The organism is Achromobacter sp. 10T422, assembly GCF_056394065.1.
The window spans coordinates 312,999-328,638 of record NZ_JBFTHD010000005.1 but is presented as its reverse complement, the minus strand read 5'-3'; the positions used below and the strand labels follow the sequence as shown (position 1 = coordinate 328,638).

The 15,640-nt window shown below is 65.5% G+C and carries 14 protein-coding genes; 6 read left to right on the top strand and 8 right to left on the bottom strand.

The features are described 5' to 3' along the window. Nucleotides 1–136 precede the first annotated feature (136 nt). Nucleotides 137–922 (bottom strand): inositol monophosphatase family protein, encoded by a 786-nt coding sequence (locus AC1DB0_RS15130; protein ID WP_054426577.1) that lies wholly within the window; start codon nt 920–922, stop codon nt 137–139. A gap of 131 nt (nt 923–1,053) precedes the next feature. On the opposite strand from AC1DB0_RS15130, the gene AC1DB0_RS15125 reads away from it, so the two are divergent. Continuing rightward, on the top strand, nt 1,054–1,845 hold the full coding sequence (locus AC1DB0_RS15125) for an RNA methyltransferase (RefSeq protein ID WP_156336901.1): 792 nt from the start codon (nt 1,054–1,056) through the stop codon (nt 1,843–1,845). 173 nt (nt 1,846–2,018) lie between these two features. On the opposite strand, the gene AC1DB0_RS15120 is transcribed toward AC1DB0_RS15125, so the two are convergent. Then, nucleotides 2,019–3,008, bottom strand: coding sequence for a Bug family tripartite tricarboxylate transporter substrate binding protein (locus AC1DB0_RS15120; protein ID WP_054426579.1), 990 nt, complete (start codon nt 3,006–3,008; stop codon nt 2,019–2,021). A 160-nt stretch (nt 3,009–3,168) separates the two neighbouring features. On the opposite strand from AC1DB0_RS15120, the gene AC1DB0_RS15115 reads away from it, so the two are divergent. Beyond that, entirely contained in the window at nt 3,169–3,930 is a 762-nt protein-coding gene (locus AC1DB0_RS15115) for an IclR family transcriptional regulator (RefSeq protein WP_054426580.1), read from the top strand. Between the two features lie 147 nt (nt 3,931–4,077). Here the strand turns inward: AC1DB0_RS15115 and AC1DB0_RS15110 are convergent, their stop codons facing one another. From AC1DB0_RS15110 to AC1DB0_RS15090, 5 genes are all read right to left on the bottom strand, one after another. Next, nucleotides 4,078–4,938 carry a mechanosensitive ion channel family protein gene (locus AC1DB0_RS15110; RefSeq protein WP_054426581.1) on the bottom strand — a complete coding sequence of 287 codons (861 nt, stop codon included), beginning with the start codon at nt 4,936–4,938 and terminating at the stop codon, nt 4,078–4,080. A 122-nt stretch (nt 4,939–5,060) separates the two neighbouring features. After that, entirely contained in the window at nt 5,061–6,173 is a 1,113-nt protein-coding gene (locus AC1DB0_RS15105) for a DUF1513 domain-containing protein (RefSeq protein ID WP_476757228.1), read from the bottom strand. Continuing rightward, entirely contained in the window at nt 6,163–7,251 is a 1,089-nt protein-coding gene (locus tag AC1DB0_RS15100; protein WP_476757227.1) for an imelysin family protein, read from the bottom strand. The genes AC1DB0_RS15105 and AC1DB0_RS15100 overlap by 11 nt, the downstream gene beginning before the upstream one ends. Next, entirely contained in the window at nt 7,251–8,768 is a 1,518-nt protein-coding gene (locus AC1DB0_RS15095) for a di-heme oxidoreductase family protein (protein WP_054426584.1), read from the bottom strand. The genes AC1DB0_RS15100 and AC1DB0_RS15095 overlap by 1 nt, the downstream gene beginning before the upstream one ends. Continuing rightward, nucleotides 8,765–10,063 carry an imelysin family protein gene (locus AC1DB0_RS15090; protein WP_054426585.1) on the bottom strand — a complete coding sequence of 433 codons (1,299 nt, stop codon included), beginning with the start codon at nt 10,061–10,063 and terminating at the stop codon, nt 8,765–8,767. Before AC1DB0_RS15090 ends, AC1DB0_RS15095 begins: the two co-directional genes overlap by 4 nt. 212 nt (nt 10,064–10,275) lie before the next feature. Between AC1DB0_RS15090 and AC1DB0_RS15085 the strand changes: the two genes are divergently transcribed. The 4 genes from AC1DB0_RS15085 to AC1DB0_RS15070 all read left to right on the top strand — a co-directional run bounded on the left by AC1DB0_RS15085 (nt 10,276) and on the right by AC1DB0_RS15070 (nt 14,210). Continuing rightward, nucleotides 10,276–11,202 (top strand): LysR family transcriptional regulator, encoded by a 927-nt coding sequence (locus AC1DB0_RS15085; RefSeq protein ID WP_054426751.1) that lies wholly within the window; start codon nt 10,276–10,278, stop codon nt 11,200–11,202. Nucleotides 11,203–11,309: 107 nt separating this feature from the next. Then, nucleotides 11,310–12,110: a class II aldolase/adducin family protein gene (locus tag AC1DB0_RS15080; protein ID WP_447578263.1), complete on the top strand. Its 801-nt coding sequence runs from the start codon at nt 11,310–11,312 to the stop codon at nt 12,108–12,110. Between the two features lie 125 nt (nt 12,111–12,235). Continuing rightward, the gene (locus AC1DB0_RS15075) at nt 12,236–13,195 is read left to right on the top strand and encodes a Bug family tripartite tricarboxylate transporter substrate binding protein (protein WP_054426587.1); all 960 of its coding nucleotides are present in this window, start codon (nt 12,236–12,238) and stop codon (nt 13,193–13,195) included. Nucleotides 13,196–13,220: 25 nt separating this feature from the next. Next, a complete protein-coding gene (locus AC1DB0_RS15070; protein WP_175171771.1) occupies nt 13,221–14,210 on the top strand; it encodes a D-2-hydroxyacid dehydrogenase in 990 nt (329 codons plus the stop codon). A gap of 93 nt (nt 14,211–14,303) precedes the next feature. Here AC1DB0_RS15070 and AC1DB0_RS15065 read toward each other — a convergent pair whose 3' ends face one another. Then, a complete protein-coding gene (locus tag AC1DB0_RS15065; RefSeq protein ID WP_175171773.1) occupies nt 14,304–15,626 on the bottom strand; it encodes an MFS transporter in 1,323 nt (440 codons plus the stop codon). Between the last annotated feature and the right edge of the window lie 14 nt (nt 15,627–15,640).

Genomic DNA, 15,640 nt, shown 5'->3' with positions numbered 1-15,640 from the left:
GTATGCCTGATGGCCATTGGTTTTGCGCCATGTGCAGGGGTTGCATCAAGGTTGCATTGCGCTCCTCGCAACCGTGCGCGCAAAGAAAAACCGGCCCGAAGGCCGGTCTCGCACAACGCCGGATCGGCGCTGGGAATCAGGCAGCCGACGGCGGGTTCAGCGACGTCAGCATCTGCGTGAAGATCTTCGGGCTGGCGGCCAGCACGTTGCCGCTGTCCATCCAGCCTTGTTCGCCGTCGAAGTCGGCGATCAGGCCGCCGGCTTCCAGAACCATCAGGCTGCCAGCCGCCAGGTCCCAGGGCTTCAAGCCCACGCCGCAGAAGCCATCCAGACGGCCGCTGGCCACGTAGGCCAGGTCCAGCACGGTGGAGCCCATGCGGCGCACACCGGTGACGCTTTCAGCCATATGGCGGAAACGCTGCGAACCCTGTTCAAGGTCGCCAGCGTTGGGCCAGTGCGCGCCCAGCAGCGCTTCGTGATAGCGGGTGCGGCCCGAGACGCGCACGCGGCGGTCGTTCAGGAAGGTGCCGCTGCCACGGCTGGCCGTGAACAGTTCGTTGCGCGACGGGTCATAGATGACCGCTTGCGTGACCTGGCCGCGCTGCGTCAGCGCGATGGACACGGCGTAGTTGGGCAGGCCATGGATGAAGTTCGTGGTGCCGTCCAGGGGATCAATGATCCACTGGAATTCAGCCTGGTCGGGACCTTGCAGCCCGAATTCCTCGCCCAGCACGGCATGGTCCGGGTAAGCGGCATGCAGTGTTTCGACGATGGACTCCTCGGCGGCGCGATCGACTTCCGTGACATAATCGCGCGGCCCCTTGCGAGCCACGCTGAGTCGTTCCAAATCCATGCTGGCACGGTTGATAATGGTGCCGGCACGCCGGGCCGCCTTGATGGCGATGTTGAGCATCGGGTGCATAAAATTCCGTACGTATGCGGTGGGTTCGCGTGATGGTTGGCCACTTGCCGCCCCCCGGGTCCGTCGTTGCCCCAACCGGGGAAATCGACCCAAAAAACCAGGAAGGCACTTAGCCAAACGTGCCATTTTAAATGACTCAAGCATTTTCACGTGTTCGCTTCGTTATGGTGAACCCCAGCCACCCCGGAAACGTCGGTTCGGCGGCCCGCGCCATCAAGACGATGGGCTTCTCGGAACTGGTTCTGGTGGAGCCAAAGTTTCCAGATGTAACCAGTCAGCCCGAGGCCGTCGCCCTGGCCAGCGGCGCGCTGGATGTGCTGGAAAATGCGCGCATCTACCCGTCGCTGGAAGACGCGCTGGCGCCCGTCACCATGGCCTTCGCCCTGACCGCCCGCGTGCGCGACCTGGGCCCCCCGCCCTGCGACATCCGCCAGGCGGCCGATCTGGCCTGCGCCCACTTGGCTGAAACGTCCGAGGGCGTGGCAGCCGTGGTGCTGGGCACCGAACGCGCCGGGCTGACGAACGCCCAGATCGCCCTGTGCCATCGCATCTGCCATATCCCGGCCAACCCCGAGTACAGCTCGTTGAACGTCGCCCAGGCCCTGCAATTGGCGGCCTGGGAGCTGCGTTACGCGTTGCTGGTCGATGAGGGTGCGGCGCTGCTGCCGGTGTCCACCGCGCAGGAACCCTCGCGCGGCGCCGAACCGGCGTCCAGCGAAGCGGTGCAGGCGTTTCTGGCGCACTGGGAAGAAGCGCTGGTTGGCGTGCAGTTCCTGGACCCCGCCCACCCCAAGAAGCTGATGCCGCGGATGCGCCACCTGTTTTCCCGCCCTGCCCTGACGCGCGACGAAGTCGACATGATGCGCGGCGTGTGCACCGCCATGCTGGCCACCGCGCGGCGCAACGGCGGCGCAAAAAAATAAGGACAGGCTTCATCGCCCGAGAAGTCAGGACAGTCCTCACTGCCTGAGACTTCAGGACCGGCCTCAGCACCCGCCCTAGCGATAAAAAAAGGACAGGCCTCAGCCTGTCCTTTTTTTTGAACTCGCCCCCGGCGGCAAGCCGGCCCGGAGGGCGTGCCCGTCGTCTGCGACGATCAGTCCACCTTGGCGCCCGAGGCCTTCACCACCGGGGCCCAACCGTCCACTTCCGACTTGATGAACGCGCCGAATTCGGCCGGCGTGGTCTTCACGCCGACTGCGCCCAGCTTTTCATAGCTGGTCTGAACCGAGGCCTTGTCCAGCGCTTTCTGCATGGCGGCGTTCAGCTTGTTGATCACTTCCGGCGGCGTGCCGGCCGGGGCCAACAGGCCAAACCACGACGACACGTCGAAGTCGGTAAAGCCCGATTCCTTCATCGTGGGCAGGTCCGGCGCGCTCTTGGAGCGTTCGCTGGTGGTAACGGCCAAGGCGCGCAGCTTGCCCGATTGGGCGTGCGGCCATGCCGAAGGCATGTTGTCGAACATGAATTGCACCTGGCCGCCGATCAGGTCGGTCATGGCCGGCGCGCTGCCCTTGTACGGCACGTGCAGGACGTCAATGCCCGCCTTCATCTTGAACAGCTCGCCCGCCATGTGAATGGAGGTGCCGCTGCCCGACGATGCGAACGCCAGCTTGCCCGGGTTCTTCTTGGCGTAGTCGACCAGTTCCTGGACCGACTTCACCGGCACTTGCGGGTTCACGACCAGGATGTTCGGCACCTTGGCGCCCAGCGCCACCGGAGCAAAATCTTTGGTCAGATCGAACGTGACGTTCTTGTACAGCGATTGGTTGATGGCGCTGGTGACCGCCACGAACAGCAGCGTGTAGCCATCGGGCGCGGCGCGTTGCACCTGGTCGGTGGCGATGTTGCTGCCGGCGCCCGGCTTGTTTTCAACCACGAACGATTGGCCCAGGCTCTCGGTGAGTTCCTTGGCCATGATGCGGGCGATTACGTCGGTGGTGCCACCGGCGGAAAAACCGACCACGATGCGGACAGGTTTGTCAGGGTAGGCAGCATGGGCGGAACCCATGGCGAATGCGCTTGCGGCGGTGGCCAGAAGGGTGGCGGCAAAACGCCGCAGTCCAGGCTTGTGACCTGTAGTCATAGTGTCTCCGTGCAGGTACTGTCCATTGAGTGGACGATTTGAATTATTGGATGACGCATTTTGAGCTATACACGGCGGGGGCATCAAGGTAGAGTCCACGCTACGGACAATGGTTTTCCCTTGACCGTCCCGGAATAACCCAAAGTTTTCAGAGATTTGCATGCAAGACAGTGATGCCGCGGCCGCAGGCCCACGCACGTTGCGGCGGGGCCTGGCCGTTCTGGCCGCCCTGCGCGATCAAGGGCCCGATGGCCTCAGCGTGACGGATATTGCCCGCCTGACGGGCATACAGCGCCCCACCATCTACCGATTGCTGGCCGCCCTGCTCGACGCCGGTCTGGTGTTGCCGGTGACGGGCACCAAGAAATACCGCGCGCAACTGGCGGTGGACCCGGACACGCGTTCGCGCGATCCGCGTGTGCGCCAACTGCTGCCCGTGCTGCGCCGCCTGGCCGACCGCACCGGTGACGCCGTCTTCCTGGTGGTGCGCGACGAGGACGACTCGATCAGCCTGCATCGCGAAATCGGCAGCTACCCCGTGCAGATTTTGGCCACTTACGCCGGCAAGCGTCAGCCGCTGGGCGTGGGTTCTGGCGGCATGGCGCTGCTGGCGGCGCTGCCGGATGACATCGCGCGCAGCATCGTCGAACGCAACTCCGGACGGCTGGACGAATACGGCGGCATGACGCCGCAGGAAATGTACCGGCTGATTGAAAACACCCGTGCGCGTGGCTATTCGGTGGTGGGCAACCACGCCGTGCGCGGCGCGCTGGGCGTGGGTTGCGCGCTGCTGGATACGCAGGGCCAGCCGCTGCTGGCAGTCAGCGTCACCGCCATCATCGACCGCATGCCGGCCCAGCGCCAACGCGAGATCGCGGGCTGGATCAAGTCGGAACTGGCGCGGCTGGCTGTGCAGGCCTGATCGAAATGGCTGCGCTGCCTGGCCTGTGAGGCGACGGGCATAAGACAGCGAAAATAAGACAGCGGACATAAGCAGCGAACATAAGACAACGGGCGCCCGAATAAGGGCGCCCGTTGTCTTGTTGGCGATAGGCGATACCCGCAAGGATCAGGTTGCCGCCCCACCCGAGGCCGCATCGGCCTTGCCTGCCACCTTGGGGTTTTGAATTTCGCGCACCGGGATCGGCGGCTGGAAGCCGGCCGCTTCCAGCGACGTGCGAATCTGCTGGTACAGGCCCCAACGCAGGTCCCAGTACTTGCCCGCTTCGGCCCACACGCGCACGTTCACGATGACGCCGTTTTCCTTGTACTCAAACACCTTCACCTGCGGCTCGGGGTCCTTCAGCGCATCGGGACGCGACGCCACGATTTCCTTCAGCTTGGTCAACACCAGTTCCAGGTCATCGCCATAGCGCACCGGTACCGGGATATCCAGACGACGCGTCGGGTTGCGGCTGTAGTTGGTGATGGTGGCGTTCCACACGGTGCTGTTGGGCAGCGTCAGATGGATGCCATCGCCCTGCACCAATCGCGTCAGGAACAAGCCCACTTCGGCCACCGTGCCGTCCGCGCCCGAGCTCAGCGCGATGTACTCGCCCGCGCGAATGGGGCGCAGCATCAGCAGCATGATGCCCGCCGCAATGTTTTGCAGCGTGCCTTGCAAGGCCAGGCCCACGGCCAGACCGGCGGCGCCCAGCACGGCAATCAGGCTGGCCGTTTGCACGCCAAAGCGCGCCAGCACGGCAATGATCGTAAAGATGCGCACTGCCCAGACGACCGTGGTGTAGAACATCGGCACGATGGTCGGATCGATCTTGCTGGAGCGCGTAGACGCCCGTCGAACCCAACTGCCCAGCAGTGACGATATCCACCAACCCGCGATCAGGATAAGCAGGGCAACCAACAAATTGATGCCCATATCCACGAACCTGGGAGCCCAGGCGTTAAATTCCCTCAAGGCGTCTTCCATGGAATCTCCTGCGAAAAATGACAACCGAAAACTCTATCAGATGAAGAAGTCGCAAAGGGCCGCAATGCGGCCCTGGTATGTCAAGCTTTGTAAGAATACGCCCGATGCGCGAACTGAGGGAGTCAGCGGGGAACGATGCGGAAGTGATTGTCCCAAGACACCTCGCGCGACGGCGGCAGCACCGGCGTTTCGTGGCCGGCGGCATCGGTGCGCAGCATCGCGCCCAAACCGCTGCTGACCAGAAAGCCCGCCTCGGGCGCAGGCGCCACGCCGCAGCCGTCGGCAAGCGCCGTCGTGCCCAGGCACCGGCCGCTGGCCGTGTCCCAATAGATCACCTGCCCGCCTACGGGGCTGGACGTCGCGACGATGCCGCCCGACGCATCCACCGTGACCGAGCCCACGTAGTTGCGCATGTTGCGCAGCGTCTCGGCAGGCCCTTCGAACAATTCCAGTTGCGCGCCGCGCCGATGCCGCCCGACCAGCGCAGGGCGGTCGGCCACCGGCCCCATGTACTGGCAGCCGAACCACACGCTGCCATCGCCCGCCAGCGCCAGATGCCGGATCGACAGGCGATGCAGATCAGGGGCAAGCTCCACCTTTTCCAGCAACTGCCCGCTGGCCGCATCGATGTAGGCCAGTGACGGCCGCATCGTGTCCAGGTTCAGCTCCAGCTTGCCGTAATCGGGATGCGTAAGGATGCCGCCGTTGGCCACGCAGAGCGTCTTGCCGTCGGGCATCAGCACCACTTCGTGCGGGCCGATGCCGCCCGTGTCGAACTCGCCCACCCGCCGCCACGCGCCGCCCGGCGAGGCATCGTAAATGCCCAGCACGCCGCGCCCCGCTTCAAAATCGTTTTCGGTGGCGGCCAGCAGCCGCCCCTGTTCCATGAACGCGCCGTGGCCGAAGAAATGACGCTCGTCCGGCATGGGCAATGCCTGCGGCTCGCCCCCATCGCGCAAGGAAAAAGCCACGGCAAAAAAGCCGGGCTGACGGCCGAACACCACGGCGCGCTGGCTCGATGCGTCGATCGCAAAGCTGTGCCCGCGCGCGGGCATGGGCACCACCAACTTGTCGTGGCCCGCGTCATCCAGCAACACCGCTTCATCGCGCCCGCCGCGCTTGCGCGCGCTCAGATACAGCGGGCCGCCATCGGCGGGCAACACGGCACGCGCCGCGCCGGGCGACAAGCCCAGCGCCGCGGCCAAGGTCAGAAAGCGGCGGCGGTCAATCACCATCGAGCGCATTGAATCCAATGGTGACGCCCAGTGCCGGGGCCAGGTCCTGGTCGACGATCGCCTTGGCATTCTTGATGGTCAAGGACGCCAGCTCCAACAGGCGGCGGCCGTCTTCCTCTTTCAGCGCGGCCTCAAGCGGCGCCGGCACATCCAGCAAGGTCTGCGCGGCGCCTTTCAGCTCGCCTTGCACCGACACGTCCATCCAGTCACCGCCTGCCGGCAGCGGATACGCGCCGGCTTGGTAGAACGCCTTCAGGCTGCTCAGGTTCGCCGCCAGCAAACGCGTGGACAAATCACTGCGCCAGAACGCCGCGCGCTTGGGGCGCGCCGCATCCGGCGTTGCGCCCAGCACGGGCAGAATCTTCACGTCGCGCGCGAATTGCAGGCCGGTGGACAGCGCCTTCATGGCTTCCGCCGCCACTTCCTGCGGATCGCGGTACAGGTCGTTCGCGGCTTGCGGCTTGGCGAACTGCCGGCCGAATTCGCCTTGGGCGCTCCAGGCCTGCGCCACATCGCGCGAGATTCCCGTGACGTTCGCCGTTACCGCGCGGGCATAGCCGCAGGCGTAGGCAAACGTGGGGTCGCCCGTGTTCTTCAGCAGCGCCGGTTCGCCATACAACACGTATTCCAGCGCGGGCAGGCCCTGAACCGCCACGCTGCGGCCGGCAAGCGCCCCCGGCGCGAGCAGCGCGTCGTCCTTTGCGGCGATCAGCTGCTGCACCTGCCGGGGCATCACGCCGCGCGTGTCGGGCCAGAACGCCAGCCGCTCAAAACGGTTGGCTTGCACCAGCGGGCCGAAGCGCAGAATCTCGACGCCGGACCACGCCAACGCCAGATTCGTGAACGCGTCACCAACACGCGTGGCGCCCGCGGCATCCGGCTTGGCGCACCAGCTGCCCAACGCGCCATCCAACGCCGCCGCGGCATCCACCATCTTGCTGACGGCGGGCCGCGCGTAATCTCGCGCCAGGCGTTCGCCCAGGTCGGCGGGCAATTGGGCCTGCGCCGCCAGCGGGGCTGCGGTCAGCAGCACGGCCACCAGCGCGGGTTTGAACACAGGCGGGAAGGATCGGGCCATCACAGCGACTCCAGGAAACGAATGAGGTCTGCGCGTTCGTCAGGCGTCATCGCCACCACGCGGTCACGCGCAGGCTTGCCCGCGCCGCCGTGCCACAGCACGGCTTCCAGCAAGGTGCGGGCGCGCCCGTCGTGCAGCCAGGTGGCGTTGGGGTTCACGGTCTTGGTCAGGCCGATGCCCCACAGCGGCGGCGTGCGCCATTCGCGGCCGTTGGCCTGGCCGTCAGACACGCCATCGGCCAGGTCGTCGCCCATGTCATGCACCAGCATGTCGGTGTAGGGCCAGATCAGCTGGAAGCGGTGCTCGGGCTGCTTGGCGTTGCGGCTCGTCACGTACTTGGGCACATGGCAGGCCACGCAATTGGCTTCGTAAAACAGCTTCTTGCCCGCCAGCACCCGCGCGTCGTCGGCATCGCGCCGCGCCGGTACGGCCAGATTGGTGGAATAGATGGTGACGAAGTCCATCAACTTCGCCGGGACTTCTTCCGGGCCGAAGCGCGGCTGTGCGCCGTGCGGCATGTCCAGGCATTGCTTTTGCGCGGGCGTGCAGTCGCCCGAATGCTTCGGGAACATCGGCGTCGACAGACCCATGTCGTTCGAGAACGCGGCGGCGCTTTGCTGCTCAACCGTGGGCTGACCAGCCTTCAGGTTGAAGCGGCCCAGCGCGCGCGCGCCGGTGCGCGCATCGGTCACCCAGTTGGGTTTTCCTTTGATGCCATCGCGCGTGTCGGCGCCCACGTTGGCCAGAATGTCGGCTTCGTGAATGGATTCCAGCAGGCCCAGGCCGATCATTGGCGGCGCCAGACGCGGCGAAATCTGCGTGTCGGCGCGCATCGGGCCATAGCCCAGGTTCTCGATGCGGTACGTGGGCTTCATCAGCGTGGCGGTCTCGCCACCGTTTAGCGCCACGGGTATCGGTTCGTACTCGATCTCCATGCGGCCTTCGGCCGGCAGGCCCGCCACCGCAAAGTTCTGCAACTGCACGCCGTAAATGGGTTCGGGCAGCTCGGCGATTTCACCTGCGGCAAGCTTGGGATGCCCACGGTCAGGGCCGTGCGGCACGGCCAGACGCAGCAGCAGCGCCACGGCATCCGTGCGTTCCAAAGGATCGAAACCCGGCACCGTGCCGCGTCCGTCCTTGGTATGACAGGCCTGGCACGACCGGGCGTTAAATAGCGGCCCCAGGCCGTCGGACGCTTGCGTGGAGGCAGGCGCCGACACCCAGTCCTTGCGGAACAGGCCGTTGCCAACCTGGAATTCCTGGCGCCCCTCGAAGCTCATGTTCGCCGACGGCTGCGAAAAGATATCGGCGTTGATGAGCTTGTTGGTGGTCGCAGCACCCGCCTGCATGGACTCAAAGGTCTCGACCTTCGAGAAATCGCGCGTGGGCGCGGTGATGGCGGTGACGCGTTTTTGATCTTCGGGCGTAAGGTCATCACGCCCGGCTGGCACTTCAGGTGCGGCGGCGGCGCCGGCGTGAGCCGACGCCGCCAGTACGGCGGCTAATACGAGTTTCACTTGAATACGGCGTCGGGTTTATCCAGGCTGTCGGAACCTTCGATGGCGACCTTGCCCAGGTCCAGCAGCGTGATCACACGCTCCAGGCTGCGGGTCTGATCCACCAGGCGGTCGATGGCGGCCTGCACCACCGCGTTGCCTTCCTTGTTGCCGTCGGCAATCATCTGGTCATAGGTTTCGACGGTTTCGGCGCGCGTCTTCATCGCCTGCATGGCCGCCACGGTGGCGTCCAGCTTGGCGCGCACTTCAGCGTCCAGCTTCGGGTCCTTGGCCTTGACCAATTCCGACAGGCTGGCGCCCTTGACTTCCTTGCCGTCGATGCGCGTGTAGGCGCCCACGTACACGTTGCGGATGCCGATCTGGTCGTAGTAGTGCGAGTTGTGCGTGTTGTCCGAGAAGCAGTCGTGCTCTTCTTCGGGATCGTGCAGCATCAGGCCGAGCTTCATGCGCTCACCGGCCAGCTCGCCGTACGACAGGCTGCCCAGACCGGTCAGCATGGCGATCAAGCCCGCCTTGGGATCTTCTTCGACGGCCTTGCGCGCCGCGCCTTCCTTCTTCCAGTTGCCCACCATTTCTTCCAGATCAGTGACCAGCAAATCCGTCACGGCCTTCAGGAATTCAACGCGGCGTTCGCAGTGGCCGCCCGTGCATTGCTTGGTGTCGAAATCCGTGTGCGGGCGGTTGCCCGAGTGGCGCTCTTGCGGCGTGCCCTTGCGGTCAGCCGGCGCCGGGCCGGTGCCGTTCAGGTCCTGGCCCCAGAGCAGGAATTCGATGGCGTGGTAGCCCGTGGCCACGTTGGCTTCGTTGCCGTCGGCTTCGTGCAGCACTTCAGACAGCAGCTGCGGCGTGATCTTGCTGACATCCACCGTCTTGCCGCCCACCGAAATCTTGGAATTGGCGATGACGTTGACGGCGTAGTACGCGTTCTCGTCGTTGTCGGTGCCGTACGAGGCGTCCACATAATCGATCAGGCCTTCGTCCAGCGGCCAGGCATTAACGCGGCCTTCCCAGTCGTCAACGATGGGGTTGCCAAAGCGGTAGGCTTCCGTCTGCTGGTACGGCACGCGAGCGGCCAGCCAGGCTTCGCGGGCGGCTTTCAGCGTGTCGGGGCTGGGCTTGGCGATCAGTGCGTTGATGGCGGTGCGCAGCGTCTTGGCGGCGGTCAGCGAGTCTTCATAGCCCGCCAGCGCCAGATCCGAATAGGTGGCGACGACGGCCTTGGGCTCAACCGCGGCGTGTGCCGTTCCCCCGAATACCGCGGCTGCCAGCACCGCTCCCAAAAGCAACTTGCGCATCAACGTTCTCCCGTAACTTCGAACGGCGACCACCCCCGCGGCGGGCCGTTACGACTTTAATTTGCGGATGAGAGTGTAAACAATTTTCGTTTGATGTTCAGCGATAAGTCAGCTACCTGACGCTTTTTTGAACGTAAAACTTGAGCAATTCCGCGCAACCCCCGTGGCTGGCCCGCTACTATCCCGCTATTGCCGTCCCCGTTTTGAAGCCCATGGAACTCCGTCAACTCCGCTACTTCGTGCGTGTCGCTGAACTTGGCAGCATCGGCCGCGCCGCGCGCGATCTGGGCGTGGTGGCGTCTGCGCTCAGCCAGCAGATCAGCCGCCTGGAAAGCGAGCTGGCGACGCGGTTGCTGATGCGCACGCACACGGGCGTGGTGCCCACGGCCGCCGGCACCGCCTTTTTGCGGCAAGCCCGCTTGACGTTGCGGCACGCGGAAAACGCCGTGGCGGCGGCCCGCGAGGCGCGTTTGTCCGGCATGGTCAGCGTGGGTTTCGCCCCCACCACGGCATCGGTGCTGGCCAAGCCGTTCTATGCGGCCATGGCTGAACGCTATCCCAACGTGCGGCTGCATCTGGTCGAAGGGCTGTCGGGCAATCTGGGCGAACAGCTCAGCAACCGGCGGCTGGATCTGGCGGTGCTGTTCCAGAATGACAGCAGCCAGGGGCGCAGCGCCATTCCCGTGCTGGACGAAAAACTATTCCTGCTGGCGCAGCGCGGCATGTTCGCCTTGCCTGACGGCGAACCCGTCACCATTGCCGAACTGGCGAGCCTGCCGCTGGCGGTCACCAGCAAAGCGCACGGCCTGCGCGCCTGGGTGGAAGCCGCCTTCGAACGCGCCGGCATCGAGCCCTGGGTGGCCGTCGAAGTGGATGGCCTGACGACCTTGATGGACCTGGTGCAGGCCAACGCCATCGCCACCATCCAGCCGGGCGCCGCCGTGGCGCGGGCCGAGGCCGGGCTGCTGAACATGCACCCCATCAACGACCCCTTTCTGTACCGCCGCAACGCCGTTTACTGCATCAACGATGAAGAACTATCGCCCGCGGCGCTGGCGGCGCGCGTCGTGCTGGTGGACGTGATGCGCGCGCAAGTGCGCCACGGCGGCTGGCCGGGCGCCACCCTTCTCGATTCGTGATGCCCCCATGCCGGGCGCATGGCTAGGCCCGAGGAAGTCCCACGGATACATTGCATTCGTGAACGCTGCGGCAATGGTGCCGGGGCGACGGACCTTCTCGAACGCTGATGACGACTGACTCCCGACGCCCGGGCACGCTACCCATCCCCTCCATGCGGCCGCACTGTTCCGAGCAGGAATGGCAGGCCCGTGTCGACCTTGCCGCCTGTTATCGGCTGGTTGAGCTCTACGGCATGGCCGACATGATGGCCAACCACATCTCGGCCCGCGTGCCGGGCGAAGACAACGCCTTCCTCATCAACCCCTACGGCATGATGTACGAAGAGATCACGGCGTCCAGCCTGATCAAGGTGGACCTGGACGGCACCATCCTGGCCAAACCCGATTTCGGCGACATGGACTACGGCATCAACAAAGCCGGCTATGTGATTCACAGTGCCGTGCACGCGGCGCGCCATGAGGTCGACTGCGTGATCCACACGCACAGCTGGGCGTCGATGGCGGTGGCGTCGCTGGATTGCGGCTTGCTGCCGCTCACGCAGACGGCCATGCGCTTTCTGAAGATTGGGTATCACGATTACCAAGGCGTGGTGCTGGACCTGCAAGAGCAGGAATCGCTGTTGAAGGATCTTGGCCAGGGCGAAGCGCTGATCCTGCGCAACCACGGCGCGCTGACCGTGGGCCGCACCGTGGGCGAGGCCTTCAACTGGATGCACCGGCTGGAGCTTGCCTGCCGCGCCCAGCTGGCCGCCATGGCCACCGGCTCGCCGTTGCGGCAGGTCAGCCCGGCCGTGCTGCAAGAAACCTGGAACAACTACCAGCCCGGCACCCGGCGCCCGTACGGCGTCATGGAGTGGCCGGCCCTGCTGCGCAAACTGGACCGCATGGACCCCGGGTTCCGGGACTGAAGTGTCGGACTGAAGTGTCGGACTAAAACCCCGGACTGAAACCCCGGGACTGAACTCCAAAGCGCCGGCCGACGTGGCGGCACGGCGCTCGCAAGCCCAAACGACAACCACGAACGGAGACAACAATGAACACTGCCCGAGCCCTGCTCGCCGCCGCAGCGGCGGCCTGCGCCTGTACCGTACCGCCCGCGATGGCGGCGGACTATCCCGACAAGCCCGTCAAAGTGATCGTGGCGTTCACCGCCGGCGGCACCACCGACACGCTAACGCGCAGCATGTCCAATGCGCTGGCGAAGAAGCTCGATCAGCCCTTCGTCGTAGAAAACAAGCCCGGCGCGGGCGGCAACATCGGCACGGAATATGTGGTGCGCGCCGCGCCCGACGGGCACACCTTGATCGTGAATTCCGTCGGCCCCATTGCGGTTAACGCGTCGCTGGCCAAGCTGTCGTTCGACCCGCTGACCGATCTGGTGCCCATGGTGCAAATCGCCACCGTACCAAACGTGCTGGTCGTGCCGCCGTCGTCCCCCGCGAAGGACATCAAGAGTTTTCTGGCGTACGTGAAAACGGCGAAGCACCTGAACTACAGCTCGACCGGCGTGGGCACGTCGTCGCATCTGTCCAGCTACATGCTGATGGATGAGCTGGGCGTGCAAGCCACGCATGTGCCATACAAAGGCGCCGACGCGGTCAACGACCTGCTGGCCGGGCGCATCGACTTCATGTTTGCGACCATCCCATCCGTGATCGGGCAAATTCGCGCGGGCAAGCTGCGCCCGCTGGCCGTCAGCACGCTGCAACGGTCGGCAACGCTGCCCGAGCTGCCCACCATCGCCGAGTCCGGCTATCCGGGCTTTGATGCGGGCTCGTGGTTTGGCTTCTTCGGCCCCAAAGGCACGCCGCCCGCCGTGGTGGACGTGATCAACCGCGAAGTGAATGCCGCCCTGCCCTCGCTGAAATCGCAGATGCTGCACGAAGGCGCGGAACCGGTTGGCGGCACGCCCGCGCAGTTCTCGACGTTCATTCGCAGCGAACACGACAAATGGGCCGCGCTGGTGCGCAAGTTCCAACCCAATCCCAACTGAAGCCCGCCGCGGGCAGTTAACCCTAATGACGCAACACGACGACATCCGCATCCTCTGCTCGCCCGCCGCCGCTGACACGCTGCGGCAGGCGCTGCCCCATGATGGCCGGCGCTATACCCTGCGCCATCCCGAGCCCGGACAAGCCTGCGATGCGCAAGTGGCCTTTGTGTCGCGCGACATCACGGGCGCATCCACCAAGTTCAGCATCACGCCCGACACGGCGCGCTACTACGAGGCGATGCGCCACGCGCCGGCGCTGCGCTGGGTGCATGTGCATTCGGCGGGCGCCGACCGCGAGATCTATCAAAGCCTGCATGCGCGCGGCGTCACCATCACCACGTCCCAAGGCGCCACGGATGCCGTCGTGGCGCAAACCGCCATCGGCGGCGTGCTGGCGCTGGCGCGCCGGTTTCCGCTGCTGGCGGCTGACCAGCGTGACCGTGCCTGGCGTCCGCTGCTGGGCGCCCGCACGCCGCGCGACCTGTCTGGCCAGCATGCGGTGCTGGTCGGCTGGGGCGGCATCGGGCAGCGCATCGGCGCGCTGCTGATGGCGCTGGGGTTGACGCTGACCGTCGTCCGGCATTCGGCCACCGCTGTGCCACAAGCGCGACGCACGGCGGCCTATGGCGACCTGCCGGGCCTGCTGCATGATGCCGACTGGCTGGTGCTGGCATGCCCGTTGACACCGGCCACGCGCGAACTCGTCAGCCGCGACGCCCTGGCCGCCCTGCCCGCCCACGCCATGGTGGTCAACGTGGCGCGCGGCCATGTCATCGACGAGCCCGCGCTGATCGACGCGCTTGCCCATGGCCGTCTGGGCGGCGCGTTTCTGGACGTGTTCCAGCAGGAACCGCTGCCACCGGACTCCCCGCTATGGGGGCTGGACAATGTCATCGTCACGCCGCACAGCGCGGGCTTCTCGGACGGCAACGCGGCGCGAGTGCGCGAATTGTTCCTGAATAATCTGCGCCGCTGGGCGCAAGGTGAACCGCTGATCAATCCCCTGATCGGCTGACATCGGCTGACATCGGCAAACTTCAGCTGACGCCGCTCGAAGCAAAAAAGCCCGGACCATCGCCCGGGCTTTTTGCTGCTTGCGTAGCGGCGATCAGCGTTGCAACGGCGCCTTGGCCGTTTCCTTCGCCGCCAGCAGCGCCACCGCCGTCACGGCCAACGCAGCCGCCACGTACAGCGAAATAGCCAGCGTTGAATTCCACGACTTGTACAGGCTGGCGATGATCAGCGGCGCAAACCCGCCGCCCACAATGCCGGCCAGCGTGTACGCCAACGACGACCCGGCGTAGCGCACCCGGCCCGGGAACTGTTCGGTGATGAAGGCGGCTTGCGGGCCGTACATCAGAGCGTGAATCAACAGGCCCACCACGACCGCCGCGCAGATGGCGATGGGGTGCGCCGTGTCCATCAGCACAAAGAACACGAACGCCCAGATCATGCCCAGCACCGCGCCCAACAGATACACCGGACGGCGGCCGATCTTGTCGGACAGCGCGCCGCACAGCGGCACCGCGATGGCGTTGAGCGCCGCGCCCAGCATCGTCGCCGTCAGCGCCATGGGCCGCGACAAGTGCAGCACCGTCGTCACGTAGGTCAGCGTGAAAACCACCACCAGCGCATACAAGACGTCGGAGCCAATGCGCGAACCGCCCGCGATCAGCAGCTGGCGCCAGTGCTGGCCCAGCACTTCCTTGATGGGCGTGCTGGCGGTTTCACGCTTTTCTTCCATCTCGCGAAACACCGGCGTTTCTTCGACGCCGCGGCGCAGCCACAAGCCGAACATCACCAGCGCCACGCTGGAGACGAACGGCACGCGCCAGCCCCACGACTGAAAATCTTCCGCGCTGAGAAACGCGGTGACGATGGCGATGAAGCCCGTGCCGATCAGCGTGCCGCACGACGGTCCGACCTGCGTGAACGAGGCGTTGCGGCCACGTTGGTGCGGCTTGCCATGTTCCATCGACAACAGCACCGCGCCCGCCCATTCGCCGCCCAAGGCCACGCCCTGCACGAAGCGCAACGCCACCAGCGCCACTGGCGCCCAGACGCCCCACGAGGCATAGGTGGGCAGCAGCCCCATCAGCCCGGTCGAAATACCCATGATGACCAGGGTCGCGACCAGCACGAACTTGCGGCCCAGGCGGTCGCCCAGATGGCCGAAGACGAAGCCGCCCAGCGGCCGCGACACATAGCCCACCGCGTACGTCGAGAAGGCCAGGATGGTGCCCGTCAGCGGATCGAACGACGGGAAGAAGATCGAGTTGAAGACCAGCGCCGCCATCAGGTTGTAGATGGTGAAGTCGTACCACTCCAGCGTGGTGCCGACCGAGCTGGCCATTGCCAGCCGGCGCATCTTGTTGGGCGCACCGGCGGTGTCGGCCGCGGCCGACGCCGCGGGCAAGGTGTGTTCAGCCATGAGGTTCCCCTTGT

Coding starts and splice junctions, on each gene's coding strand:
- AC1DB0_RS15090 (WP_054426585.1), bottom strand. CDS start 10,063: ATGCGCAAGTTGCTTTTGGGAGCGGTGCTGGCAGCCGCGGTATTCGGG.
- AC1DB0_RS15070 (WP_175171771.1), top strand. CDS start 13,221: ATGACGCAACACGACGACATCCGCATCCTCTGCTCGCCCGCCGCCGCT.
- AC1DB0_RS15115 (WP_054426580.1), top strand. CDS start 3,169: ATGCAAGACAGTGATGCCGCGGCCGCAGGCCCACGCACGTTGCGGCGG.
- AC1DB0_RS15120 (WP_054426579.1), bottom strand. CDS start 3,008: ATGACTACAGGTCACAAGCCTGGACTGCGGCGTTTTGCCGCCACCCTT.
- AC1DB0_RS15085 (WP_054426751.1), top strand. CDS start 10,276: ATGGAACTCCGTCAACTCCGCTACTTCGTGCGTGTCGCTGAACTTGGC.
- AC1DB0_RS15080 (WP_447578263.1), top strand. CDS start 11,310: ATGACGACTGACTCCCGACGCCCGGGCACGCTACCCATCCCCTCCATG.
- AC1DB0_RS15105 (WP_476757228.1), bottom strand. CDS start 6,173: ATGGTGATTGACCGCCGCCGCTTTCTGACCTTGGCCGCGGCGCTGGGC.
- AC1DB0_RS15065 (WP_175171773.1), bottom strand. CDS start 15,626: ATGGCTGAACACACCTTGCCCGCGGCGTCGGCCGCGGCCGACACCGCC.
- AC1DB0_RS15100 (WP_476757227.1), bottom strand. CDS start 7,251: ATGGCCCGATCCTTCCCGCCTGTGTTCAAACCCGCGCTGGTGGCCGTG.
- AC1DB0_RS15125 (WP_156336901.1), top strand. CDS start 1,054: ATGACTCAAGCATTTTCACGTGTTCGCTTCGTTATGGTGAACCCCAGC.
- AC1DB0_RS15110 (WP_054426581.1), bottom strand. CDS start 4,938: ATGGAAGACGCCTTGAGGGAATTTAACGCCTGGGCTCCCAGGTTCGTG.
- AC1DB0_RS15075 (WP_054426587.1), top strand. CDS start 12,236: ATGAACACTGCCCGAGCCCTGCTCGCCGCCGCAGCGGCGGCCTGCGCC.
- AC1DB0_RS15130 (WP_054426577.1), bottom strand. CDS start 922: ATGCACCCGATGCTCAACATCGCCATCAAGGCGGCCCGGCGTGCCGGC.